Here is a 23,275-nt window from a genome sequence, read left to right on the forward strand (position 1 = left end):
CTTCATTATGACTTTGCTCTGGATACCTTTGTTATCCTTAATTGGCAGTGTTATTTCAGCATGCACTGGCAAACTTTCACGCAATCAATCTGCTAGCTTAACGGCTCTTGCGCCATTAATTGCTTTAGGCATTACGCTATACCATGCGCCTGCAGCTTTAGCGGGTGAAACAATTCGTTACTCAATGTCGTGGATCCCATCTTTAGGACTTGATTTATCACTGCGGTTAGATGGTCTTAGCTTATTGTTTATGTTTATGATTTTAGGCATAGGCTTACTAGTTATTTTGTATACCCGGTATTACTTAAGTTCTAACGATTCGATGGCTAAGTTATACAGTTATTTAATGCTGTTTATGACCGCAATGCTTGGCATTGTCATGTCTAACAACGTTATTCAACTTTGGTTATTTTGGGAATTAACTAGCATAAGCTCATTTTTACTCATTAGTTTTTGGTGGCATAAATCTGAAGCACGCAAAGGTGCGCGTATGGCACTTGCTGTAACGGGTGCTGGCGGATTGGCATTACTTGCAGGGTTAATGATACTTGGTGATATTGTTGGTAGTTACGACCTTGATGTTATTTTAGCAAGTAAGGCGATTATTCAGTCGCATGACTTATACGAACTTGCGCTTGTATTAGTGTTACTTGGTGCATTTACCAAATCGGCACAATTTCCGTTTCACTTTTGGCTGCCACACGCAATGGCTGCGCCTACACCGGTAAGCGCTTATTTACACTCTGCTACTATGGTAAAAGCAGGTATATTTTTATTGGCTCGTTTTTATCCTGCTTTAGCGGGTACCGATATTTGGTTTGCAATTGTAGGGTTAACAGGCTTAACAACTTTATTATTTGGCGCTTACATTGCGTTATTTAAACACGATTTAAAAGGGCTATTGGCCTACTCTACAATAAGTCATTTAGGTTTAATTACCTTATTACTTGGTCTAGATACTGAGCTTGCTACCGTTGCAGCTATTTTGCATATTATAAATCACGCAACGTTTAAAGCGTCGTTATTTATGGCTACAGGCATAATAGATCACGAAACAGGCACGCGTGATATGCGTAAACTCAATGGTATGTGGCGATTTTTACCCTATACCGCAACGCTTGCTATGGTTGCTGCTGCATCAATGGCAGGTGTCCCATTGCTTAATGGCTTTTTATCAAAAGAGATGTTTTTTGCAGAAACATTGCACCAACAAGTTCTTGGTTCTATGTCTTGGTTGATTCCAGTACTGGCTACAATAGCAGGTGCATTTTCGGTGGCGTATTCTGCTCGCTTTATCCACGATGTATTTTTTAATGGCGACCCAATTGATTTACCACGTACACCGCATGAACCACCACGTTATATGCGAGTACCAATAGAGATACTTGTTGTTCTTTGCTTATTAGTTGGTATGTTTCCACATTTTGTAGTTGGCGATATTCTATCTGCAGCATCCACTGCTGTTTTAGGTAAAGCAATGCCTGATTATCAAGTTGCTATTTGGCATGGATTTAACTTACCACTTCTGATGAGTGCAATGGCTGTGGTTGGCGGTTTGTTTATATATGTAAATCGTAAGTATTTGTTCCAGTTCCAAGCTTCATTACCGCCATTTAATGCTAAAAAAACATTTGAACGCGTTATCCTCAGCGTTATAACTTGGTGTCAATCAAAAATTAGTCATACTGAAAATGGTTCTTTACAGCGCTACCTTGTCGTTATGCTAGGTGTAGTATTGCTGTGTGCTGGTTGGCCATTATTTGAAATGCAACAATTAGCGGGCAGTATGCCAAGAACCCCAATTGACGTACACAATGCTATTGGTGCCGGTTTATTAATGATAGGTGCATTAGCAACTGTTATTTGGCACAGGTCGCGAGTGGTTGCATTGTTAATGCTCTCTATTGTGGGTCTTATGGTGTCAGTCGCATTTACGCGTTTTTCGGCGCCCGACTTAGCACTTACTCAACTTACCGTTGAAGTGGCTACCGTTATACTGCTTATGCTGGCGTTATTCTTTTTGCCTCAACATACGCCAAAAGAATCAAGTTCGCTGCGTATTTTACGCGATATCGGTATAGCTTCTACTTTAGGTGTAGTTATAGCTAGTATTTGTTATGCACTGCTTACACGCCCACTTGAATCGATTTCTGACTTTTTTATTGCCAACGCAAAAACAGGTGGTGGTGGTACTAACGTTGTTAATGTTATTTTGGTTGATTTTAGAGGATTTGATACGCTTGGTGAGATTACTGTTTTAGGTATTGCTGCATTAGGCATATTTAAAATGCTTTCTAGAATTCCTCTGTTTATGCCAGCGAGTGATGGTGAAGGACGCCCATGGGCACGAGAGCGTCATCCTATTTTGTTAGCGAGTATTTCACACAGTTTATTACCACTTGCTTTGTTAGTATCGGCGTATATTTTCTTACGAGGTCATAACTTACCAGGCGGTGGGTTTATTGCTGGCTTAGTTACATCTATTGCCTTTATTTTGCAATATATGGCGCACGGTTCAGCATGGATAAGCGAACGTTTTGATGTTAATTACCGTAAAATAATTGCCTCAGGTATCGCTATTGCAATGTTTACAGGCGTGGGTAGTTGGTTCTTCGATAAGCCATTTTTAACAACGTGGTTTGATTATTTCGATATACCATTTATCGGTAAAACAGAGCTTGCCAGTGCTATTGTATTTGACCTAGGTGTGTACTTAACGGTTGTAGGTGCAACACTAATGATTTTAGCAAGCTTAGGTAACATGACAGCAGATACCCAGAAAAAAGAGGTAAATATTTAATGGAATTATTGTACGCATGTTGCGTTGGAGTATTAGTGAGTTGCGGTATTTTTTTACTGCTAAGAGCGCGTACATTTCCTGTAGTGCTAGGGCTTACTATGATTTCATACGCAGTTAATTTATTTTTGTTTTCTGCTGGTCGTCTTACCATTAACAAAGCAGTAGTACTTGGTACTGGTGCCGACTACGCTGACCCTTTACCTCAAGCATTAGTGTTAACTGCAATCGTGATTGGTTTTGCAATGACAGCATTTGTCGTTATTTTAGCAATCCGTGGTCGTGCCGACTTAGGTAGCGACCATGTTGATGGTCATTTGGTAAAAATGTCAGCTGAAAATAAGGAGCAAAAATGATTCAACATTTAGCATCCTTACCTATTTTATTACCCATGTTTGCTGCGGTTATTTTACTGCTGCCACCGTGTGGTAAAAGCGTACCAATACGACGTATTGCCTCAAGTATTATGGGCATAATTACGTTTGCAGTAAGCGTGTTTTTATTAATACATGTGTATAACACAGGTATTAACGTGTACGCCATTGGCAACTGGTCTGCGCCGTTTGGTATAGTACTTGTTGCCGATATGCTCTCAACATTATTAGTAACGCTAACTTCTTTTTTAGGGTTAGGTGTTATTTTATATAGTTGTGCAGGGGATGATGAAAAAGGCAGCTTTTTTCACCCGTTAGTTCACTTTTTAGTATTGGGCGTTAACGGCGCTTTTTTAACTGGCGATTTATTTAACGTATTTGTATTTTTTGAAGTGCTACTTATTGCCTCATATGCATTACTTATGCACGCAGGCGATAAACAAAACACGCGTGCAGCGCTGCAATACGTAATATTAAACCTAGTAGGTTCAAGCGTATTTTTAATTGGCTTAGGTATTTTGTATGGCGTATTAGGCACGCTTAATATTGCTGATATGGCACGCAAAATGCCACTTCTTACTGGCGATGATGTTTATTTAGCAAAAGCGGGTGGTTTATTACTACTTGTTGTATTTGCGTTAAAAGGGGCGTTACTACCACTTCATTTATGGTTGCCAAATACTTATGCGAGTGCCAAACCTGTGGTTGCAGCGTTATTCGCAATTATGACCAAAGTTGGTGTATATGCCATGTTACGTGTATATACAGTGATATTTGGAGAACAAGCTGGCGAACTTGAGCATATGGCACAACCTTGGTTATGGGGGTTAGCTATTGCTACCATAGTTGTAGGTGCTATAGGCGTAGTTGCAGCGCAAGATTTACGTAAATTAACTGCTAATTTAGTTGTTGTTTCGGTAGGTACTTTAGTCGCACTGATTGCATTACAAAACGTAAATGCGACTGCTGCGCTGTTATATTATTTGGTACATTCAACACTTGTTAGTGCTGCATTGTTTTTACTAGCCGATTTAATAGCAACCCAACGTGGTAAAGCAGCCGATAGGCTGGTTGGCGGACGCATGGTTAATCAGCCTTTCTTGTTAGGTGGGTGTTTTATTATCGCAGCTTTAACGGTTGTTGGAATGCCACCATTTTCGGGTTTTGTAGGAAAAATTTGGATTCTTAAAACCACTTTAAATAGTGAACAAGCTTTATTATTTTGGCCTGTCTATTTAATTACAAGTTTTGTACTACTAATAGCATTATCTCGTGCAGGTACCGGCTTGTTTTGGGAACGTAAAGACAGAAAAAATGAAAGTTCTGATGGTGTAAATGCACACCCATTACAAGTAACCGTAATAGTTTGTTTGCTTGCTTGTTCGCCATTGCTGGTTATTTTTGGTGGACCGATAAGCGAGTACATGATTGGAGCTGCAACGCAACTCCACGATATAGGCGGTGGTATTAACGCTGTACTAAAAGGAGGTTCGTAATGAGATTACAAGCCCGTTTTCGATGGTTACCAACGCCATTTCGTAGTTTGTTTTTGTTTATTGTTTGGTTATTACTCAATAATAGTGTTTCGGCAGGGCATTTAGTATTGGCAGTGTTTTTTGCCATATTTATACCTTTACTAAGCTTTTCACTACGCGATCCTCAGCCGCTTATTTTAAAGCCTGGGTTAGCATTTAAACAGTTACTTATTGTGCTTTGCGATATTGTTGTTGCCAATTTACAGGTTGCTTTACTAATACTTGGTCCAACAAAAAAACTACGTCCAGCGTTTGTAAAAATACCAATTGATTTAACGCATAATATGCCAATCACTATATTGGCAAGCAGTGTATCGTTAACACCAGGCACAGTAAGCGCAGAGGTTTATCCTATTCCTGAATCAATAAATAAGGGCGATGAGCCAATACAGCGTTATTTACTTATTCATGTGTTGGACTTAAAAGACGAAGAGGCGCTAATTAAGCAAATTAAACAACGCTACGAAGCTCCTCTCAAGGAGATATTTCAATGTTAGACACTGTATTACTTATTGTTTTTTCAATGATTGGGTTATCACTGTTACTTAATTTATGGCGATTAATTATCGGTCCATCAGTACCTGATCGAATTTTAGCGCTCGATACTATGTATATAAATGTAATAGCACTTATTATTTTATACAGTATTAGTATGGGAACAGGGCTTTACTTTGAAGCAGCATTACTTATCGCTATGCTTGGTTTTATAAGTACGGTAGCGGTGTGCAAATATTTACTTCGTGGCGATATAATCGAATAAGGTGGAATAATGATTAGCGAATGGATTGTATCAATATTATTGTTGTTTGGTGGCGCGTTTATATTAATAGGCTCGATTGGGCTTATTAAATTACCTGATTTTTTTATGCGTTTGCATGGACCTACAAAGGCAACAACACTGGGTATGGCGAGCGTTTTAATTGCTTCAATGGTTTTTTTTACCAATGCAGAGAATGGGCTTAGTGTTAAAGAAATATTGATTACAATATTTTTATTAATTACAGCGCCTATTAGTGGTTATATGTTAATTAAGTCGGCAATACACCATAAGCTTAAAGCTAAAGAGGGCACCAAAGGTCTTGATAATATAAAAAACGATTAAGTGCTTTGACTTAACATAAGAGGGAGGCTTGATGCCTCCCTCTCTTCTACAATATAAGCTAAGTGATTTAGGTGTAATTTATTACCTGTTCTTCAAGTATTCGGCTGTTTCTATAATATCTTCATGATTGCCTGATGAAAGAGCTTCGCCAACCTGATAATCATGGCATAAGGATTCTTCTTTAGTCCAAGCAGTTACGTTTTTAGCATACTTCACAAGTGTGGTATCAAACATGGGGCATTCAATATAACCATGTTCGCGAGCAGCAGACTTCCAAATAATAGAGTGCACAAAAAAAGCCAAAATAACCAGAATCAACGTAACGCAAAAAATTGTCTGGAGGTGAACAAACACTTTCTTTAGCCAAGGTTTTTTAAATAATTCATAAACCCCACGAAATACGCCAGTAAGTAACGCCGTGAACAGTATCAACCAAAGGCTTGGCGTAGCTAAACTGTCATTTGAATAAACGATGACAGGGTAGCCGCTATATGGGTACGATAGCATTTGAAAAAAGTTATCTAGCGCATGTGAAAGTAGATACCATGTTATTGCGGCTGTGAACAAAGTTAATATAACTAGCCCGATAAAATAGCCAGCAACATTTAGATCATCAAGTTCGTCTTTAATAAGCTTTACCATGGGCTTTTAAGCCCATCTAAAAATTTACTGACACTTTGTTTTATTAATTGAATTAGCATATGTTCTATCCTTAGTTTTTCAGCTACATCCTTTACACATAGTATCCTATCAAATAGCCATAATTAATAACAATATATAAAGTCAGTAGTTAAATCAGTTCAAGTTAATTATGTTTGTGCCATTATTTAACTAATTTAAAAATAGCCATTGACCTATGTGTCGCACCTAGGTTTATCATTCAGGTATTGAACAACCATGGAGCTACATTATGTATGTTAAGCAACTAGCAAAGTTAATGGGTGTTACCCCCGATACTGTTCGTCATTACACGCGTGTAGGGTTACTTAATCCAATACGCAGTACAGAAAATGGTTATCAAGAATATACAGCAAGTGATCAGCAACGTTTAAAGTTTATTATTAGCTCACGTCAGCTAGGTTTTTCAGTTAAAGATATTCAACAAATTATTGGTGAGTCACAGCAAGGAAATTGCCCGTGCCCATTAACACGTAAACTTATAACCAAACGTTTAGAAGAAACAGAGGCACTCTTTCAAGAAACGCTAAAATTGCGTACACGCATGCAAGCAGCTCTTGCCCAGTGGGACTCTTCAGCGGATGGTGCAAATGCAAGCGATGTATGTAGCTTAATAGAATCGTTTGTTGACCCAATTAACAATCAAATGAACAAAGAGGAAGCGTAATGACTACTAATACAAAAGACACCGCGCAAAACTTTATGATTGAAGGCGCTAACTGTGGCAGTTGCGTGGGGAAAATCGAAAAAGCCCTGCAAGGTGTACAAGGTGCAAAAAATGTAGAAATGAACTTTGCAGAACGTACCGTACGTGTAGAGGGGAGTGCAGAGGAAAGCACGCTTATCAAAGCTGTCGAAAATATTGGTTATGCCGCTAAGCCTATGAGCAACGACTCCGATCAAGATGCGCTTGATGAAAAAGCTAAATCGGACGAGGCACACTATAAAAAGCTAATGCGTAATATGATGCTCGCATTGGGTGTAGGCATACCTTTAATGATATACGGGCTTATTTTTGATATGAGCGTAGCCACAAATCCACAAAGAATTGCGTGGTTTGTAGTTGGTATTATTACATTAGCTGTGATGGCTGTGTCGGGTAAACAGTTTTATAACGGCGCTTGGCAGGCATTTAAAAATCATGCAGCAAATATGGACACGCTTATAGCACTTGGTACAGGTACTGCGTGGTTATATTCAATGTTTGTAGTTATAGCACCTAATTTATTACCTGAAGTAGCAAGGCACGTGTATTTTGAAGCTTCATCGATGATCATTGGTTTAATTAGCCTAGGTCTTGCCTTTGAAGTTAAAGCGCGAGGACGTACTTCACAAGCGATTAAACGCTTAATTGGTCTACAGCCAAAAACAGCACGCGTTATTCGAAGTGGCGAAGAGCAAGACATCGACATTAGTGACGTTATAAAAAATGATGAAGTAAGAGTGCGCCCTGGTGAAAAAATCCCTGTAGATGGCGACGTTATAGAAGGTAGTAGCACGGTTGATGAGTCAATGTTAACCGGTGAACCTATGCCCGTAAGTAAAAAAACGGGCGATAAGGTAGTCGCAGGAAGTATTAATAAAAGTGGTACTTTACTATTTAAAGCCACCCATATTGGTAGTGAAACAACACTCGCTAATATTATAAATATGGTAAAGCGTGCGCAAAATTCAAAGCCTTCTATTGGTCGTTTAGCTGACGTTATATCGGGCATATTTGTACCAACAGTGATGATCATTGCTGTGCTTGCGGGTTTAGCATGGTTAAACTTTGGACCTGATCCATCAATTGCGTATGCAATAGTTGCAGTAACCACAGTACTTATTATTGCTTGCCCGTGCGCGCTTGGTTTAGCTACGCCAATGTCGGTTATGGTTGGTATTGGTAAAGCCGCAGAATCTGGCATCTTAATTCGAAATGGTGAATCGCTGCAAACCACGTCTAAAATTACGACTATGATTTTAGATAAAACCGGGACTATTACACAAGGTACACCAGAGGTAACCGATGTTATTGCGTTTAATAACAGTGACAAAAATACTGTTATGCAACTAGTTGGTAGTCTTGAAAGTAGCTCTGAGCATCCACTTGCAGAAGCTATTATTCGTTATGCTAAAAACGAGGGTTTGAGTTTAAGTAAAGTTAAAGTAACTGACTTTGATGCACTGACAGGTAAAGGCGTAACAGGGAAGGTTGATGGGCAAACATTATTGTTTGGTAATAAAGCCTTAATGGATAAATACAATGTGGTCGTTGATGATGCAACCGAGCAAGCACAAACACTTGCCGCAGATGCTAAAACACCTATGTACTTTGCTAGTAACAGTCAGTTACAAGCGATTATAGCCGTAGCCGATCCGGTTAAAGAAGACTCAGCTGCAGCAATTAAACGTTTGCAAAGTAAAGGTATTCACTTGGTTATGCTTACAGGCGACAACAAAGCCACGGCACAAGCGGTTGCTAAGCAAGTTGGGATTGATGACTTTATAGCTGAAGTAATGCCAAACGATAAAGTAGACGAAGTTACAAAGCGCCAAGCGAAAGGTGAGATAGTAGGAATGACAGGCGATGGTATAAACGATGCCCCTGCACTTGCTCAAGCTGATGTTGGCTTTGCAATAGGCACAGGCACCGATGTGGCAATAGAAAGTGCTGATATAACTCTGATGCGCGGATCGCTTCATGGACTTGCTGATGCAATTGCAGTTAGTAACGCGACCATTTCAAATATTAAGCAAAACTTATTTGGTGCATTTGTTTATAACGTCGCAGGTATACCGATTGCGGCTGGTTTATTGTATCCATTTTTTGGAATATTGCTCAACCCCGTTGTTGCAGGTGCAGCTATGGCACTTTCATCATTAACGGTAGTAAGTAACGCAAATAGATTACGTTTTTTCAAACCAGAAAAATCATAAGCTAAAGCCTTTCATTTAGGAGTAACAATTATGTTGATGATTAATATATTAGGCGCTTTGTTAATAGCTGCAATTATTTACTGGTTTTGGTTATACAAACCAGAACAAACCCAGAGTGACGACAATAAAGTAAAGGTTGTTGTTAATAACGGCGTATATCAGCCAGGGCATATTAAAGTAGTTGCTAATAAAGAAGTTGAGCTAACCTTTGATCGACAAGACAGCGCCCCTTGCGCCGAAATGGTCATATTCCCACAGCTCGATATTAGTAAAACCCTTGTAATAGGCGATGGTAATACTATTAAATTACCTGCGCTTGAGGCTGGCGAATATGACTTTCATTGTCAAATGCAAATGTATAAAGGTAAGTTGATTGCTCAATAGAGTTTGAACTAAATATATAATTGAGTCGTATTAGTTTGTAACATAAATTTAGGTTATCCGGACTTAATATAAACAATGAATAAGCTAAACCCTAAGAAGTTATTGAATAGTAAGTGGACGGCAGTACCTGCAATTAATAAAGAAAAGCACTTTATTATTATTGAGGTTGATTACGATGAAGATGCAAACGTAATTGAATGTATTACTGAAGCTATTATTTCAAAAAGCCAATATCCAATTAGCTGGCGAGATTTAAAAAACTCACAAAATTGGTTACAAGGGTGGAAGTAATTATTTATACGAGCTCAATTAACAGCTAACCTTTAAAACCGCTACCTTGTTAGCGGTTTTTTATTGTTAAAAAATACATGTATTCGCCAAATAGCAACAAACTCATGTTTTTAATTTTAAATGACTAAATATGTTTTAACTAGTTATTAAATTATAATTAAATCTATATATATCATTGAGTTATTTTATGTTTTTTGTTTTGTTACTTTTCAATAAAAACATATTCAGGATGCGTTTATTAAAAAAGTAGCTTAAAGCTATGATAAAAATAATTTAGTTTATGTTTTGTGTCTTTTTATTAAACCCTAAGTCACTGATTCTTAATGCTAATTTATCAGTGGCTAACTAGCTGTTGCTAAAAGGCAACAAACGAACCCTCGCTTTTCTGGTAAAACCCTCAAAAACAAAGTTAAGTCATTGCTTTTAAATTGTTTTTTAAAGTTGGCATCGAACTTGTAATACTTAGTTTGTATTAAGCAAAACGTGATTAAGCTAAGTAGCTAAATCGCAATAACCCAATGAAGGATTACTATTATGAAAACTTTCCAATCAACACTAGTATTAATGGCTCTAGCTTCTTCATCAGCGGCTTTTGCAGCAACAGATTTTGACACACTTGATGTAGACGGTAACGGTGCAATTAGCCAAGCAGAAGCTTCGGTAGATGCAGAGTTAATGAGCCAGTTTACAGACCTAGATACTGACCAAAACGGTGAGCTATCAAAAGACGAATTTACAGAGGCGTAAGCTTCAATAAAAACAGTTTGATGCCCAGTAATGTTATTTAAATTCTGAGTTGCCAAAGACAACCTTAATAGGCAAGGGAGCTTATTAAAAAGAATAACAAGGACGTGTTGGTACTTACACATGGGCACATTTATTCGCTATATATTACTGAAGGATTAAATTATGAAAAAATTACAGTCAACACTTGTATTAATGGCTCTTGCTTCTTCATCAGCGGTATTTGCAAGCACAGATTTTGAAACGTTAGATGTGGATGGCAGCGGAGCAATCAGCCAAGCAGAGGCATCGGTAGATGCTGATTTAATGGCGTTATTTTCTGAGCTAGACATCGATGGTAACGGTGAACTCTCTAAAGAAGAGTTCTCTGAGTATTAATATATAAATTCGACTCCTAAAGGATCTTTGAAAAGGACTTCTTACCATTTATTAGGGTTTTAAGCCAAAGGAAGATAATATGAAAACATTACATAAAACGTTAGCACTAATAGCATTAGCATCTTCTTCAGCGGCGTTTGCAGCAGTAGATTTTGACTCATTTGATACTGATGGTGACGGCGTTATTAGTCAAGCAGAAGCGCAAACTAACAAACAGTTAGCACAGTTATTTGACGACTTAGATTTAGACGGAAATGGTGAACTTTCTAAAGAAGAGTTTGCTACAGTACAATAGTTATACATTAGTAAAAAATCATACTCGAGCAGCTTAATACGAATAGTGTTAGGCTGCTTTTTTATGAGCACCTAAAATTGATATTTGAATAAAAATTTGTTTTTTTAAACTGATGAGATTGAGTTTATTATCTAATTTTAGTAATGACATTTATTCTTAATATATGTTTAATAAAAAAATCCCCCAAAGAGGAGGATTTTATAAATTTAAAGTGATTATTTAATAATCGTTATTGCTTATCTTCAGCGCGTTTAGCTTTAAAGTCTGAATCGCTTGTCCATTTTGGCCAATCGCCATTATTAGCAAGCTGAGTAGCTATATCAATAATTAATTCTATATCCTGTTTTACACCACCTAATGACCAATCTGCTGAGTAATCGTCTGCTTCTTTGTGATACTTATGTGCAATATACTCAGGATCAGTATCTCCAAGGCTCATAAATAATAAGCTAGGTACGCCTTGTTTAGAAAGTGAGAAGTGATCAGATCTGAAAAACAAACCATTTTGTGGGCGAGGATCCATTTTTACAACACGACCTTGCGCTTTAGCTGCTTTTGCTAGGTAATTTTCCATTGTCGATAAATCTTTGCCGTATTGTAAAATGTAGTCGGTCCCATCAAGTACGTTCATACCATCTATATTTAATAACCCAACCATTTGCTTAGTAGGGATTATAGTTCCCGATGCAAATTCTTCTGAGCCAATTAAACCTGTTTCTTCAGCAGTAAAGTTGGCAAAAATAATAGATCGTTTAAATGGGTGCTCTTTGTTCATTTTACTCATTATGCGAGCTATTTCTAAAGTCGCAGCGCTACCAGATGCGTTATCTACTGCCCCATTGTAAATTTTAGGACCGGTATCGGTTTGTTTTGTACCAAAGTGATCCCAGTGAGCGCTAATTACAACGTATTCATCAGGTGATTCGCTCCCTGTTATTTGAGCAACCACATTATGTGATTTAGCGTGTGATACTTCATTTTTAAACGAGAGGTTTGCTTGTAAATTTAGTGCAGTTGCTTTGAAGTTTTTATTAAGCGCTTCTTGCTTTAATTGTTGATAGCTAAGATTTGCTGATTTAAATAGCTGCTCGGTTGCGTTAAGTGTCAACCAACCCATAACAGGTAATTCGGATGCGTTTAGATTGTTATCCATTAACGTATATTTTGTGCCAGTATTTGAGCTTTCAACTACGCCCCAAGGGTAAGCTGCTGGTGCTGTTTCGTGCACAATAAACACTGCTTTTGCGCCTTGACGTGCCGCTTCTTCGTATTTATAAGTCCAGCGACCGTAGTAAGTCATTGCGTTGCCAGTAAATAGAGCATCATCTTGTGTTGCAAACCCTGGGTCATTTACTAATACAACTACGGTTTTGCCTGTTACGTCAATATTCTTGTAATCGTTCCAGTCGTATTCTGGCGCATTAATACCATAGCCTACAAAAACAACGTCAGAATCGCGTACATCTATAAGAGGCTGTAATTGCTTGGTACGCGCAGTAAAGTCTTTACCGGCTTTAAAGCTTAAATCGCCAATGTTAAGTTGCATGTTTTGATCAGCAGTTACCATCGCCATTTTTACGGGTTGTAAAAATTTGCTGTTATAAGCGCCAGTTAAACCAAGTGCTTTATATTGCTCACTTAAGTAACCTACCGTTTTTACTTCGCCGCGAGTTAGTGGACCACGACCCTCAAATTCATCTGAGGCAAGTGTCTTAATATGTTGTTTAATATTATTGAGATTTACACCTGTTGTATTTTCAAGTGTAGATTGTTCTTGAGTAGGCTCCGAGCAGCCAAATAACGTAACTAGTAGGCTTAGGCTCGCGCTTTTTAAAAGAGTAGATGCCATGGTATTCATTTTGTTATTAAAAGTTGCTTTTAATATAAGGAAGCTGGTCAACGATGTCGAATTTTTTAGTTAGATTATTAAGGTAATATCGAGCGTAATTTTTTACTTGTTATGAGTATTATTAATTAAACAATGAAAATAACTTAAAATGAGCAGAAATAAAAACAGTAGGGCTTTCTATTGTGCTATTAGTATTTATTGCCCTTAAACGATGGTAAAAAAATGTATATTAAAGAATTAGCACTAAACATTACTTATCTGTATTTAGCAAAAAACCAGCATAAGCTGGTTTTTTAATTTTAAGTAATGAGTTATTACTTAAGCATCTGCTAATTTTACGCGGATCTTGCTTTTATCAACAGTAGCTTGGTTAAGAGCTGCAATAGCGCCTTTAACTTCTATGTCGTTTGGCATTTCTACAAAAGCAAAACCTTTTGATTGGCCAGTTTCTTTATCAAGTACTAAGTTACAGGTAGTCACTTTACCGTGCTCTGCAAATAAAGTACGAAGCTCATGCTCAGTTGTAGCACGAGACAAGTTACGAACTAATAGTTTCATAATGAACCTAAATAATTATGTCAGTACTAATTATCTCAAGTAACTCGGGTTTAACCTAATTTTATTTTAAAAAGGGTAAATTCATTTTATTGAGCGTATATCGACTGCGATGAATACATACGTTAGTATGAAGTTATCGGATATATTTCTGCTATTAATTTTTGTGTAAAAACAAGAATAACAAACCTGTAAAATTCACTCGGTAAATAAGGATTATTCATGACTGAGAATAAGTTTGATATTTATAACCCTGTAATAAATGAACTGGTATCTGAAAGTATTAACTGCTCACCAGACTCATGGGAAAAAGGTCGATTGTCAATTGATTGTGATGGTAGAGCTATCAATTATAAATTAAAAAACTCTGATTCACCTGACTCTGCAAATATAAGTGATTCTCTTAGACAGCTTGCTGAACAACTGTATGTAACAATGAGGCAAAATGGCGATACATGGACCGAGGCTTTTATAGATTTTTTTGTAGAAGATGATTCTTGGAATTTTAAAGTGCAATTTGAGTATGAAGAGAATGTTTAGCTTAATTTCATGATTTTAAAAACAAAAATATCTTTTTAGAATGTAAATACGCAAAATACTAATTATCTAGAATATTAGTCATTCTAGATAATTAAAGCTTTTCTAATAATTAAATTAATATTCTTACCTGTCATTGTGGTACATACAGAATAACTACTCTGTGATTTACACAACTGTATCACCCCAAATAAATTGACATACTTAATCAAAATAGAGTTTACATTATGGATACGTTAGAAAGCTCATGGACACCTATACTTGCATTATTAATACCTCTTCTTTATGTCATATTTAGCGTTATGAAAAAAATGACAGCAAAATCTATATTTAAATATGGTGTACCTATCTGTATTTTATCAGGCATATTTATTGAAGTTATAGTGCAAAGCCATCCTCATGTTCCTGCTTTTATGGCAATTTTATTAACACTATTATATTTTTTGATTATTGTTATTTTTACTGTTTTTATAAGAAGCCTATATCGAACATTTACAAGTAAAAAAGTAAACGTTAGGGTGTAGGTTATTTATTTTATTAGAAAATATAGTGGGTTTTTAATTTGTTTATTCGATAAAAAATTACTATATAAGTTTTTATTAGGAAGTTATGCATGCTAAAAAAAATATATGAAAATTTTTGGTACAAAGAACAAGATGAAAAACTATCGGGCGCTAGTGTTCAAAGCCTACAGTCTTTTGAAGAGAAAACGGGCATAAAGTTACCAGTCGAATTTAAACACCTTTATACGTTATCTGATGGTGGATTTGTAAACCTTGATTTAAATTGTGATAGTGAAATAGCTCAAACAGCCGTTCCAGCCTTTTCAGCTTTAAGTGAGTTAAATCTTAGTCATTATGATTCAAATACAGGGTTTGACTATGAAGCCGCAGGTATACCAGAGAGCTTAATTATTCTTGGCTCGCACGGATATGATTTTTATGCACTAGATTATCGAGGAGGAAAGAGTGACCCCAAAGTAGTTTATGGCGATGGGGAAGATAGAGTTGATGTTATTGCTAACAGCTTTTTAGAATTTATTTTATGTTTGGAAGAAGAATAGTGATTTTAATATAGTGAGCTTCAACGTTAATGCGCTCTATTCCAAATTTTAAATAAAGTACTCATCTGCAAGTTTAGGTATCTTTTTCTGTAACAGAGTTAAATGATTAAAATTAATTTCTCCTATTACATAAACTAACTTTTACAAATGTGAAGGAATATATGCATTACAGTTTCGAAAAGTACTCTGAAAACCAAGGAGTGTATTTAAATAATCCAATATCGGCTGAGCTTAATAACCATATTACGCCATTATTTAAAGTATGCTTTGGGGATCGTTTTACCCTTGAATATATGCACTTTTTAACGTTGACTGATGGCATTCAAATAAATAACGTCATTATTTTTAGTGCAGAGGAATTAGTAAGCGAGCTTAGTACATCTCAGACTTCACTTGAACTGGGAAGTAATGGCAATATGGATGCTTATAAATTTTGTGCGATTCGCAATCAGTATCTAGTGGTTAACTTTTTTGCACATGATGACGTATTTGAATCATTTGATACTTTGCCACAATTATTTGATTACATAATATCTATTTCATTATAAAAAATCATTTCAGTTGGGCAGACAAATAACTTCATGCTATTTACATGTATGTGCTTTAACAGAAAAGCCGTTAGGGGTTTATCCCTAACGGCTTTTTTACTCATAATAAAAAAGTGATTATTTCACTTCTTTACCAGCTGCTTGTTGATCAGCATGGTAGCTTGAGCGTACAAACGGGCCTGACGCCGCGTGAGTAAAACCAATTTCGTCTGCATACGCTTTTAAGCCGTCAAACTCTACTGGTGGCACGTAACGTTTAACAGGTAAGTGATGCTTAGATGGCTGTAGATATTGACCTACAGTAAGCATGTCAACGTTGTGAGCACGTAAATCGCGAAGTACTTCTTCAATTTCGCTAATTTCTTCGCCTAAGCCAACCATTAAGCCTGATTTAGTTTTAACTTCAGGGTGAGCTTCTTTAAAACGACGAAGTAGTTCTAATGACCATTTGTAGTCAGCACCTGGGCGAGCTAGTTTGTATAAACGTGGCGCAGTTTCAAGATTGTGATTAAACACATCTGGTGGTGTTTCGATTAAAATCTCTAGTGCACGGTCCATACGACCACGAAAATCAGGCACTAAAATCTCAATAGTAATAGTTGGGTTATGTTTGCGGATTTCGCGGATACAATCGGCAAAATGCTGCGCACCACCATCGCGTAAATCATCACGGTCAACCGAAGTGATTACTACGTAGCTTAACTTCATATCTTTAATTGTAAGTGCTAGTTTTTCAGGTTCTGTAGCGTCGGGTGTTAAAGGGCGACCATGGGCAACATCACAAAACGGACAACGACGAGTACATATAGCACCTAAAATCATAAAGGTAGCGGTACCGTGGTTAAAACACTCAGATAGGTTAGGGCACGAAGCCTCTTCGCATACCGAGTGCAAGCCATGCTTACGCAGTGCTTGTTTAATACCATCAATGCGTTCTGTTGATTTAGGTAAGCGAATTTTTAACCATTCTGGCTTACGCAACATTTCAGTTTTTTCTGTAGGTAAAACTTTTACTGGGATCAACGCCATTTTTTCTGCGTCGCGTAGTTTTACACCTGGTTCCATTTTGACTGGTTTATTCATTCGTTTTCAAACCCTTCAGTATGCTTAACCTGTGTTGCATTAAGCTTATTGATCATGTGTTTTACCAATCCTTCACCTGCGCTTTCTAGGTTTTTAGGACCATCTAATTCTTTAGTTTGCACCATATTCATGCCCGCATAACCACATGGGTTAATGCGTAAAAATGGACTTAAGTCCATGTTAACATTTAATGCTAAACCATGAAACGAGCAACCACGACGAACTCTTAATCCAAGTGATGCTATTTTGCTATCGTTAACGTAAACACCTGGCGCATCAGCTTTTGCATAGGCTTTAATACCGTACTCTGCGAGTGACTCAATAATGCACTCTTCAAGCCATGTAACAAGCTCTCGGACACCAATTTTTAAACGACGTAAGTTAAATAATACATACATCATTTGCTGACCAGGACCGTGATAGGTTACTTGTCCGCCACGGTCTACTTTAATTACCTCAATGTCGCCAGGGGCAAGTAAATGTTCGTCTTTACCTGCTTGGCCTTGAGTGAATACACTCTCATGCTCTACAAGCCAAATTTCATCTGGTGTATTTTCATCACGGGTGTCGGTAAAGTCCTGCATTTTTTGCCAAATTGGCATATAACGCTGACGACCCAGTTGGCGTACGATTAAGGTGTTTTCGTTCACAACAAATCTCAACTATGGCTTAAAGCATGTGTCGTACGTCATCAATATTACTGATCACGTTGTAAATTTCTTCAATATGTTTGCCACTAGTTACCGTTGCAACAAGGCTTACTGATTCGTAGTTACCTTTGCTGCTTGGTTTTACTTTAGGTGCGTAGTCGCCAGGTGCAATTGGCTGTAACTTAGCTAAAATTTGATCAGTTAAGTTTACGTTAGCTAAACCCATTATTCTAAATGTAAATGGGCAAGGGTACTCTAAGTACTCATCAAATTTTGTATCTTTAACAGGTTGAACCACGACGGTGACTCCTCAAAAAAATAAAATGAAGGCTCTATGCAAAACGCTAAGCGTTAAACTGACAGGCTAATGGCAATCTTGAGTTTATACAGTTTTGGATGCACCAAAAATAACAACTCAATATGATTGGTTTATATGGGGCGCATTCTAGCATTTTTCAAGCAAAAAAAAACGCCTCACAATGGAGGCGTTTAAATTATATGCCCAAGTTAATAGGGCAGCTATAAATTACTGCATAATTTGTAAACGTAAGTAGTCATAAATCTTACTAAAGAAGCTACCTTCTTCCACTTCTTCAAGTGTTACTAGTGGGTACTGAGCAATGTCTTCGCCTTCTAGTTGTAAGAATAACGTACCTACTTTAGTACCTTTGGCAAGTGGTGCTTCAAGTGTGTTATCTAGCTCAAAGTTAGCTTTAAGGTTTTTATGCTGACCACGTGGAATAGTAATAGGTGTATCTTCTAAAATACCTAAAGATACGTTTTCTTTATTACCCATCCAAATACGTTGTTCTGCAAAGCTGTCGCCTGCTTTGTAAGGAGTAATTGTTTCATAAAAACGAAAACCATAGTTAAGTAGCTTTTTGCTTTCTACTTTACGAGCTCGTTCGCTTGAAGTACCCATCACAACAGCAATTAAACGCATATCGTTTTTAGTTGCAGATGTTACTAAGCTATAACCCGCGTCTGATGTGTGACCTGTTTTAATACCGTCAACATCTAAGCTTTCGTCCCACAGTAGTGAGTTACGGTTGTATTGCTTAATACCATTGTAAGTAAATGACTTTTGCTTATAAAGTGCATACTCATTTGGTACGTCACGTATAAGTGCAGCACCTAACGTTGCCATATCTCGTGGCGTTGTATAATGCTCATTGGTATCAAGACCATGACTATTGATGAAGTGACTGTTGCTCATACCTAATTTAGCTGCGTGAGCATTCATTAAATCAGCAAACGCGCTTTCACTACCTGCTATATGCTCAGCCATTGCAACACAGGCATCGTTACCCGATTGAATGATAATGCCGTGATTAAGTTCATCAACACTAATTTGCTTACCTACTTCAATAAACATTTTAGATGATTCAGGGAAGTTTTTAGCCCATGCCTTTTCACTCACAGTAACCATATCGGTTGGTGCTATGTTACCGGCTTTAATTTCGTTACCAATTACATAACTGGTCATCATTTTAGTTAAGCTTGCAGGTGCTAATTGTGTATCGGCTTCACCTTCGGCGATTACTTTACCAGTAGTAAAGTCGACTAAAAAATAACCTTTAGCATTAACTTGAGGTGGTGCCGGAATAATCTGGGCGGTGGCTGAAAATACAGCGGCAGAACAAGCTAAGCCGCATACACCTTTGAGGATTTTTTGTTTAATAGATTTCATCATACTCATTAATGGTTAAAGTTAAAGATTCGCGTTACGCCATTTTAAAGGTCTTACTGAGTGTAAAGCAAGAACGCGTTTTGAAATTGATTTTGTTTTAATTTATTTAATACTTCTTGTGCATGTGAGGCATCTTTTATCGGACCTAAATGCAACCTGTAAATAGCGTCTTTTTGAACGATATTTGTTGGTAATTTATATTGCTCTCGCAAGGTACTCGCTAGTGCTTCTATATTCATTAAAGTGCTACCCGCAGCTACCTGAATGTAGGTCTGATGTGCAACCGAATCAGGAAGCGTAACGGCTTCAAGCTTAACCTTTGCTGTACCATGGTTGTAGTAACCGAGCTTATAAGCAGCTGCATATGAAAGGTCAATTAGTCTATCGTCATGAAAAGGACCTCGGTCATTTACACGCACAATAACTGATTTACCATTGGCTGTGTTTGTTACTTTAACAAAACTAGGTAATGGCAGCGTTTTATGCGCCGCAGTCATGGCAAACATATCATATGTTTCACCATTTGACGTGTGATAGCCATGAAACTTACGTCCGTACCACGATGCAATACCTTCTTCACTGTAACCCGTTTCGTCAAGCATAGGGCTATAGCGTTTACCAAGAACCTCGTAAGGTCTACCTGCACTGGCGCTTTTGGTTACTTCGGTTACGGTTGCATCTTGCATTTCAATTGCAGTAGGCACACGTAAAGGAGCTGAGTCGTGGCGCATACTATAACGGCTACTTGAGCCGCTATTAGAACTACTACAAGCGCTTAATAATGTAATTAATAGTGTAGTGAGTAAAAGTTGTATATAAAGTCGCATTATTTTAAAAGCATCCTTTTATCAGTCGCAATCGACATAATAATACCAAAACCAGCCATTAACGTGACCATTGACGTTCCACCATAACTTATTAGAGGCAACGGTACACCTACTACAGGCAACAACCCAGATACCATGCCTATATTTACAAAAACATACACAAAAAAGGTCAGTGTAAGTGCGCCTGCAAGTAATTTACCAAAAGCATCTTGTGCGTTTACAGCAATGAACAAGCCACGACCTATAATAAATAAGTACAGGCTAAGTAATATGCATACTCCAAATAAACCAAACTCTTCACTTAAAACTGAGAATATAAAATCGGTATGGCGTTCTGGTAAAAACTCTAATTGTGATTGCGTGCCAAGCAACCAACCTTTGCCTTCAATGCCACCAGAGCCAATCGCTATTTTTGATTGAATAATGTGATAACCCGAACCAAGGGGATCACTCTCAGGGTCTAAAAAGGTAAGTACACGTTGCTTTTGATAGTCGTGCATTCCGTAATGCCAAAATGGCCATGCGGCAAGTGCAACAATAGAGCTTAAAAAGCCTATCAAGCGCCAGCTTAAGCCTGATAAAAACAATACAAATATACCCGAGCTTGCAATAAGTATGGCTGTGCCTAAATCGGGTTGTTCTTTAATTAATAAGGTAGGGAGCATTACTATCATAAAACCAATAATTAAATGGATAGGGCGAGGCGGTAGGTGATTACGACCTATATACCATGCAACCATCATTGGCACTGCAAGCTTCATTAATTCAGCAGGTTGAAACCGTGTAATACCTAAATCTAACCAGCGTTGTGCGCCTTTGGAGCTTACACCAAATAAAAGTACGCCAACTAACATAAGTAACCCAACACAATAAAGAGGGATAACTAAACGCTTTAAAGTAGCGGGTGAAAACTGCGCTAAAATAACCATGCCTAAAATAGCACCGCCCATACGGGTAATATGACGAATCATCATAGAAGAATCTTGACCACTGGCGCTATAAACGACTGTAATACTGCCTGCCATCATTATTAGTAACGCAATGAGCAGTGGTAAATCAAGATGCATACGCATCCAAATAGAGCGTTCATCGTGCAAAGTGGTCATGGTGTATCATTCCTTGCAAGATTAACGGGATTTGCAGCAAAATAGTAATCCATAAGTTGGCGAGCAATTTGAATGCCGCCATGGTTGTTTTCTAATACAACAGAAACCACTATTTTTGGATCGGTATACGGTGCAAAGCCAACATAAATAGTGTTATCGCGTTGACGTTCTTTAAGTGACTCTGCATCGTAGCGTTCGCCTTGTGCAATACTTACTATTTGTGCAGTACCCGTTTTACCCGCAGAGTCATATGTCGTGCCTTTAAATGCTTTATGTGCGGTACCGGAGACTTTTTTAACTGTGTTATGCATTGCATCTAAAGAGACTTGCCAATGACGGGGATCTTTTAAAATAACAGGCGGCTTTTCTTCATTATTAATTTGTTGAATATCGTTATCTTTTTTTACAACCTGCACTAAATGAGGAGGGTGGTTAAGACCGCGATTCACTAATATATTTGTTGCGTTTGCAATTTGAATTGGAGTTGCAGTCCAGTAACCTTGTCCAATACCTACAGAAATAGTATCACCACGCCACCACGACTCTTTAAAGCGACCTTCTTTCCATTCTTTTGAAGGCAATATTGCAGTAGTTTCTTCGTGAATATCAATACCTGATAAGTCACCATAACCAAAGCGCGCCATAAAATCGCTTATTTTAGTAATACCTAAGCGATAAGCAGCGTCATAAAAGTAGGTATCACACGACTCTTCAATTGCCTTATAAACATCAACATGACCATGTCCCCAACGTTTCCAGTCGCGCCATTTATGTTCAACGTTCGGAATCTGAAAAAAGCCCGGATCCCAAAGAGAAGTTGTTTCACTTACTATGTTTTCTTCAAGTGCTAGTACCGCCATAAGCGGTTTAACTGTAGAGGCAGGAGCGTAACGTCCTTGCGTAGTTCTGTTTATAAGTGGGCGATCTTGATTAAGTAATGCTTTGTAATTTTTGCTACTTATACCGTGTACAAATAAATTAGGGTCGTAACTAGGGTTTGAATAAAGCGCCAGTACGCCACCATCTTTTGCATCCATAACCACAACAGCGCCACGCATATCTTTAAGTGCATGCTGTGCTATTTGCTGTAAACCAACATCGAGTGTCAGTACTAAATCGCTGCCAGGCTGAGGAGGGGTCATACTTAATGTGCGAATAATACGTCCACGGTTATTTACTTCTACGCGTTGAGAGCCTACTTTTCCGTGCAGTATTTCTTCATAGTATTTTTCAATACCGAGTTTACCAATATCATGTGTTGCACGGTAATTAGTTGTTCGGTCTTCTTGTTCTAGTTGGTTTAGCTCTTTTCTATTAAGTTTTGCTACGTAACCCAACGCATGGGTGAGGGTATCGCCAAACGAATAATAACGAGCAAGACGTGCCTCAATACTAAAACCAGGGAATTTATGTTGATTAACCGAAAATCGAGCCACATCGGTTTCATCTAAGCGTGATTTAAGAACCTGTGATTTAAAACGACGTGTGTGCTTTATATCTTTTAAAAAGTCTTCTTTTTCTTGCTCAGTAATAGTGATTAGCTTGCTTACTTGTTCAAGCGATTCGGCTAAATCGTCCACTTCTTCGGGTATTACTTCAAGATTATAAACAGGTTTGTTTTCGGCAAGTAATACACCATTACGATCGTAAATTAGACCACGGTTAGGTGCAATTGGTATAACTTTAATGCGGTTATCGTTAGAGCGGGTTTGATAGTCTTCGTGATCTTCTACTTGAATAGTATAAAGATTAGAAAGTAGTACAGCGACTAACGCTAATACAAAAACAAAACCCACAAATGCACGCCTAGCAAATAAGTTTGCCTCTGCGGAGTGGTCACGAATAGTGGGTCTATGTTTTAGCATGGCAA

27 protein-coding genes are annotated in these 23,275 nt (G+C 37.8%); 17 read left to right on the forward strand and 10 right to left on the reverse strand.

Annotated elements, in window-relative coordinates:
• The first annotated feature begins 7 nt into the window (after nucleotides 1-7).
• The 6 genes from GQR56_RS10520 to GQR56_RS10545 are packed head-to-tail and all read left to right on the forward strand — an operon-like array spanning nucleotide 8 to nucleotide 5,808.
• Nucleotides 8-2,800: a monovalent cation/H+ antiporter subunit A gene (locus GQR56_RS10520; RefSeq protein WP_166111110.1), complete on the forward strand. Its 2,793-nt coding sequence runs from the start codon at nucleotides 8-10 to the stop codon at nucleotides 2,798-2,800.
• Nucleotides 2,800-3,153, forward strand: coding sequence for a Na+/H+ antiporter subunit C (locus tag GQR56_RS10525; RefSeq protein ID WP_024610124.1), 354 nt, complete (start codon nucleotides 2,800-2,802; stop codon nucleotides 3,151-3,153). Before GQR56_RS10520 ends, GQR56_RS10525 begins: the two co-directional genes overlap by 1 nt.
• A complete protein-coding gene (locus tag GQR56_RS10530; protein ID WP_166111113.1) occupies nucleotides 3,150-4,667 on the forward strand; it encodes a monovalent cation/H+ antiporter subunit D in 1,518 nt (505 codons plus the stop codon). The genes GQR56_RS10525 and GQR56_RS10530 overlap by 4 nt, the downstream gene beginning before the upstream one ends.
• Nucleotides 4,667-5,203 carry a Na+/H+ antiporter subunit E gene (locus GQR56_RS10535; RefSeq protein WP_166111116.1) on the forward strand — a complete coding sequence of 179 codons (537 nt, stop codon included), beginning with the start codon at nucleotides 4,667-4,669 and terminating at the stop codon, nucleotides 5,201-5,203. The genes GQR56_RS10530 and GQR56_RS10535 overlap by 1 nt, the downstream gene beginning before the upstream one ends.
• Entirely contained in the window at nucleotides 5,197-5,466 is a 270-nt protein-coding gene (locus GQR56_RS10540; RefSeq protein WP_013464545.1) for a K+/H+ antiporter subunit F, read from the forward strand. The genes GQR56_RS10535 and GQR56_RS10540 overlap by 7 nt, the downstream gene beginning before the upstream one ends.
• 9 nt (nucleotides 5,467-5,475) lie before the next feature.
• A complete protein-coding gene (locus GQR56_RS10545) occupies nucleotides 5,476-5,808 on the forward strand; it encodes a Na+/H+ antiporter subunit G (RefSeq protein ID WP_166111119.1) in 333 nt (110 codons plus the stop codon).
• A gap of 81 nt (nucleotides 5,809-5,889) precedes the next feature.
• Here GQR56_RS10545 and GQR56_RS10550 read toward each other — a convergent pair whose 3' ends face one another.
• A complete protein-coding gene (locus tag GQR56_RS10550) occupies nucleotides 5,890-6,450 on the reverse strand; it encodes a hypothetical protein (protein WP_166111122.1) in 561 nt (186 codons plus the stop codon).
• A 268-nt stretch (nucleotides 6,451-6,718) separates the two neighbouring features.
• On the opposite strand from GQR56_RS10550, the gene GQR56_RS10555 reads away from it, so the two are divergent.
• From GQR56_RS10555 to GQR56_RS10585, 7 genes are all read left to right on the forward strand, one after another.
• The gene (locus GQR56_RS10555; RefSeq protein WP_166111125.1) at nucleotides 6,719-7,153 is read left to right on the forward strand and encodes a MerR family transcriptional regulator; all 435 of its coding nucleotides are present in this window, start codon (nucleotides 6,719-6,721) and stop codon (nucleotides 7,151-7,153) included.
• A complete protein-coding gene (locus GQR56_RS10560) occupies nucleotides 7,153-9,405 on the forward strand; it encodes a heavy metal translocating P-type ATPase (RefSeq protein WP_166111128.1) in 2,253 nt (750 codons plus the stop codon). The genes GQR56_RS10555 and GQR56_RS10560 overlap by 1 nt, the downstream gene beginning before the upstream one ends.
• A gap of 30 nt (nucleotides 9,406-9,435) precedes the next feature.
• Nucleotides 9,436-9,789, forward strand: a complete 354-nt coding sequence (locus GQR56_RS10565; RefSeq protein WP_166111131.1) for a cupredoxin domain-containing protein — start codon at nucleotides 9,436-9,438, stop codon at nucleotides 9,787-9,789.
• A 75-nt stretch (nucleotides 9,790-9,864) separates the two neighbouring features.
• A complete protein-coding gene (locus GQR56_RS10570) occupies nucleotides 9,865-10,080 on the forward strand; it encodes a TIGR02450 family Trp-rich protein (RefSeq protein ID WP_024610116.1) in 216 nt (71 codons plus the stop codon).
• Between the two features lie 534 nt (nucleotides 10,081-10,614).
• A complete protein-coding gene (locus tag GQR56_RS10575; protein ID WP_024610115.1) occupies nucleotides 10,615-10,827 on the forward strand; it encodes a calmodulin in 213 nt (70 codons plus the stop codon).
• 162 nt (nucleotides 10,828-10,989) lie between these two features.
• Complete coding sequence (locus GQR56_RS10580; RefSeq protein ID WP_024610114.1) at nucleotides 10,990-11,202, forward strand: EF-hand domain-containing protein; 213 nt, start codon at nucleotides 10,990-10,992, stop codon at nucleotides 11,200-11,202.
• Nucleotides 11,203-11,281: 79 nt separating this feature from the next.
• Entirely contained in the window at nucleotides 11,282-11,497 is a 216-nt protein-coding gene (locus GQR56_RS10585; RefSeq protein ID WP_166111136.1) for an EF-hand domain-containing protein, read from the forward strand.
• A gap of 229 nt (nucleotides 11,498-11,726) precedes the next feature.
• On the opposite strand, the gene GQR56_RS10590 is transcribed toward GQR56_RS10585, so the two are convergent.
• Nucleotides 11,727-13,346: a M28 family metallopeptidase gene (locus tag GQR56_RS10590; RefSeq protein ID WP_166111140.1), complete on the reverse strand. Its 1,620-nt coding sequence runs from the start codon at nucleotides 13,344-13,346 to the stop codon at nucleotides 11,727-11,729.
• A gap of 318 nt (nucleotides 13,347-13,664) precedes the next feature.
• Nucleotides 13,665-13,904 (reverse strand): RNA recognition motif containing protein, encoded by a 240-nt coding sequence (locus GQR56_RS10595; protein WP_024610390.1) that lies wholly within the window; start codon nucleotides 13,902-13,904, stop codon nucleotides 13,665-13,667.
• 219 nt (nucleotides 13,905-14,123) lie between these two features.
• Between GQR56_RS10595 and GQR56_RS10600 the strand changes: the two genes are divergently transcribed.
• From GQR56_RS10600 to GQR56_RS10615, 4 genes are all read left to right on the forward strand, one after another.
• On the forward strand, nucleotides 14,124-14,441 hold the full coding sequence (locus GQR56_RS10600) for a hypothetical protein (protein ID WP_024610391.1): 318 nt from the start codon (nucleotides 14,124-14,126) through the stop codon (nucleotides 14,439-14,441).
• 224 nt (nucleotides 14,442-14,665) lie between these two features.
• Nucleotides 14,666-14,962, forward strand: coding sequence for a hypothetical protein (locus tag GQR56_RS10605; RefSeq protein WP_166111143.1), 297 nt, complete (start codon nucleotides 14,666-14,668; stop codon nucleotides 14,960-14,962).
• Between the two features lie 89 nt (nucleotides 14,963-15,051).
• Nucleotides 15,052-15,501: an SMI1/KNR4 family protein gene (locus GQR56_RS10610; RefSeq protein WP_166111146.1), complete on the forward strand. Its 450-nt coding sequence runs from the start codon at nucleotides 15,052-15,054 to the stop codon at nucleotides 15,499-15,501.
• A 161-nt stretch (nucleotides 15,502-15,662) separates the two neighbouring features.
• On the forward strand, nucleotides 15,663-16,049 hold the full coding sequence (locus tag GQR56_RS10615; protein ID WP_166111148.1) for a hypothetical protein: 387 nt from the start codon (nucleotides 15,663-15,665) through the stop codon (nucleotides 16,047-16,049).
• Nucleotides 16,050-16,166: 117 nt separating this feature from the next.
• Here the strand turns inward: GQR56_RS10615 and lipA are convergent, their stop codons facing one another.
• The 7 genes from lipA to mrdA form a co-directional block, all read right to left on the reverse strand.
• The gene (lipA, locus tag GQR56_RS10620; RefSeq protein ID WP_024610971.1) at nucleotides 16,167-17,132 is read right to left on the reverse strand and encodes a lipoyl synthase; all 966 of its coding nucleotides are present in this window, start codon (nucleotides 17,130-17,132) and stop codon (nucleotides 16,167-16,169) included.
• Nucleotides 17,129-17,782 (reverse strand): lipoyl(octanoyl) transferase LipB, encoded by a 654-nt coding sequence (lipB, locus tag GQR56_RS10625; RefSeq protein ID WP_024610970.1) that lies wholly within the window; start codon nucleotides 17,780-17,782, stop codon nucleotides 17,129-17,131. Before lipB ends, lipA begins: the two co-directional genes overlap by 4 nt.
• A gap of 19 nt (nucleotides 17,783-17,801) precedes the next feature.
• The gene (gene ybeD / locus GQR56_RS10630) at nucleotides 17,802-18,080 is read right to left on the reverse strand and encodes a DUF493 family protein YbeD (RefSeq protein ID WP_002958517.1); all 279 of its coding nucleotides are present in this window, start codon (nucleotides 18,078-18,080) and stop codon (nucleotides 17,802-17,804) included.
• 228 nt (nucleotides 18,081-18,308) lie between these two features.
• Nucleotides 18,309-19,472, reverse strand: a complete 1,164-nt coding sequence (locus GQR56_RS10635) for a serine hydrolase (protein WP_024610969.1) — start codon at nucleotides 19,470-19,472, stop codon at nucleotides 18,309-18,311.
• Nucleotides 19,473-19,525: 53 nt separating this feature from the next.
• Nucleotides 19,526-20,299 (reverse strand): septal ring lytic transglycosylase RlpA family protein, encoded by a 774-nt coding sequence (locus GQR56_RS10640; protein ID WP_166111151.1) that lies wholly within the window; start codon nucleotides 20,297-20,299, stop codon nucleotides 19,526-19,528.
• Entirely contained in the window at nucleotides 20,299-21,405 is a 1,107-nt protein-coding gene (rodA, locus tag GQR56_RS10645; RefSeq protein WP_024610967.1) for a rod shape-determining protein RodA, read from the reverse strand. The genes GQR56_RS10640 and rodA overlap by 1 nt, the downstream gene beginning before the upstream one ends.
• Nucleotides 21,402-23,270 (reverse strand): penicillin-binding protein 2, encoded by a 1,869-nt coding sequence (gene mrdA, locus GQR56_RS10650; RefSeq protein ID WP_166111154.1) that lies wholly within the window; start codon nucleotides 23,268-23,270, stop codon nucleotides 21,402-21,404. Before mrdA ends, rodA begins: the two co-directional genes overlap by 4 nt.
• Between the last annotated feature and the right edge of the window lie 5 nt (nucleotides 23,271-23,275).

The organism is Pseudoalteromonas sp. Z9A5 (genome assembly GCF_011378875.1).
Taxonomy (GTDB): domain Bacteria; phylum Pseudomonadota; class Gammaproteobacteria; order Enterobacterales; family Alteromonadaceae; genus Pseudoalteromonas.

Coding starts and splice junctions, on each gene's coding strand:
- GQR56_RS10520 (WP_166111110.1), top strand. CDS start 8: ATGACTTTGCTCTGGATACCTTTGTTATCCTTAATTGGCAGTGTTATT.
- GQR56_RS10525 (WP_024610124.1), top strand. CDS start 2,800: ATGGAATTATTGTACGCATGTTGCGTTGGAGTATTAGTGAGTTGCGGT.
- GQR56_RS10530 (WP_166111113.1), top strand. CDS start 3,150: ATGATTCAACATTTAGCATCCTTACCTATTTTATTACCCATGTTTGCT.
- GQR56_RS10535 (WP_166111116.1), top strand. CDS start 4,667: ATGAGATTACAAGCCCGTTTTCGATGGTTACCAACGCCATTTCGTAGT.
- GQR56_RS10540 (WP_013464545.1), top strand. CDS start 5,197: ATGTTAGACACTGTATTACTTATTGTTTTTTCAATGATTGGGTTATCA.
- GQR56_RS10545 (WP_166111119.1), top strand. CDS start 5,476: ATGATTAGCGAATGGATTGTATCAATATTATTGTTGTTTGGTGGCGCG.
- GQR56_RS10550 (WP_166111122.1), bottom strand. CDS start 6,450: ATGGTAAAGCTTATTAAAGACGAACTTGATGATCTAAATGTTGCTGGC.
- GQR56_RS10555 (WP_166111125.1), top strand. CDS start 6,719: ATGTATGTTAAGCAACTAGCAAAGTTAATGGGTGTTACCCCCGATACT.
- GQR56_RS10560 (WP_166111128.1), top strand. CDS start 7,153: ATGACTACTAATACAAAAGACACCGCGCAAAACTTTATGATTGAAGGC.
- GQR56_RS10565 (WP_166111131.1), top strand. CDS start 9,436: ATGTTGATGATTAATATATTAGGCGCTTTGTTAATAGCTGCAATTATT.
- GQR56_RS10570 (WP_024610116.1), top strand. CDS start 9,865: ATGAATAAGCTAAACCCTAAGAAGTTATTGAATAGTAAGTGGACGGCA.
- GQR56_RS10575 (WP_024610115.1), top strand. CDS start 10,615: ATGAAAACTTTCCAATCAACACTAGTATTAATGGCTCTAGCTTCTTCA.
- GQR56_RS10580 (WP_024610114.1), top strand. CDS start 10,990: ATGAAAAAATTACAGTCAACACTTGTATTAATGGCTCTTGCTTCTTCA.
- GQR56_RS10585 (WP_166111136.1), top strand. CDS start 11,282: ATGAAAACATTACATAAAACGTTAGCACTAATAGCATTAGCATCTTCT.
- GQR56_RS10590 (WP_166111140.1), bottom strand. CDS start 13,346: ATGGCATCTACTCTTTTAAAAAGCGCGAGCCTAAGCCTACTAGTTACG.
- GQR56_RS10595 (WP_024610390.1), bottom strand. CDS start 13,904: ATGAAACTATTAGTTCGTAACTTGTCTCGTGCTACAACTGAGCATGAG.
- GQR56_RS10600 (WP_024610391.1), top strand. CDS start 14,124: ATGACTGAGAATAAGTTTGATATTTATAACCCTGTAATAAATGAACTG.
- GQR56_RS10605 (WP_166111143.1), top strand. CDS start 14,666: ATGGATACGTTAGAAAGCTCATGGACACCTATACTTGCATTATTAATA.
- GQR56_RS10610 (WP_166111146.1), top strand. CDS start 15,052: ATGCTAAAAAAAATATATGAAAATTTTTGGTACAAAGAACAAGATGAA.
- GQR56_RS10615 (WP_166111148.1), top strand. CDS start 15,663: ATGCATTACAGTTTCGAAAAGTACTCTGAAAACCAAGGAGTGTATTTA.
- lipA (WP_024610971.1), bottom strand. CDS start 17,132: ATGAATAAACCAGTCAAAATGGAACCAGGTGTAAAACTACGCGACGCA.
- GQR56_RS10635 (WP_024610969.1), bottom strand. CDS start 19,472: ATGAAATCTATTAAACAAAAAATCCTCAAAGGTGTATGCGGCTTAGCT.
- GQR56_RS10640 (WP_166111151.1), bottom strand. CDS start 20,299: ATGCGACTTTATATACAACTTTTACTCACTACACTATTAATTACATTA.
- rodA (WP_024610967.1), bottom strand. CDS start 21,405: ATGACCACTTTGCACGATGAACGCTCTATTTGGATGCGTATGCATCTT.
- mrdA (WP_166111154.1), bottom strand. CDS start 23,270: ATGCTAAAACATAGACCCACTATTCGTGACCACTCCGCAGAGGCAAAC.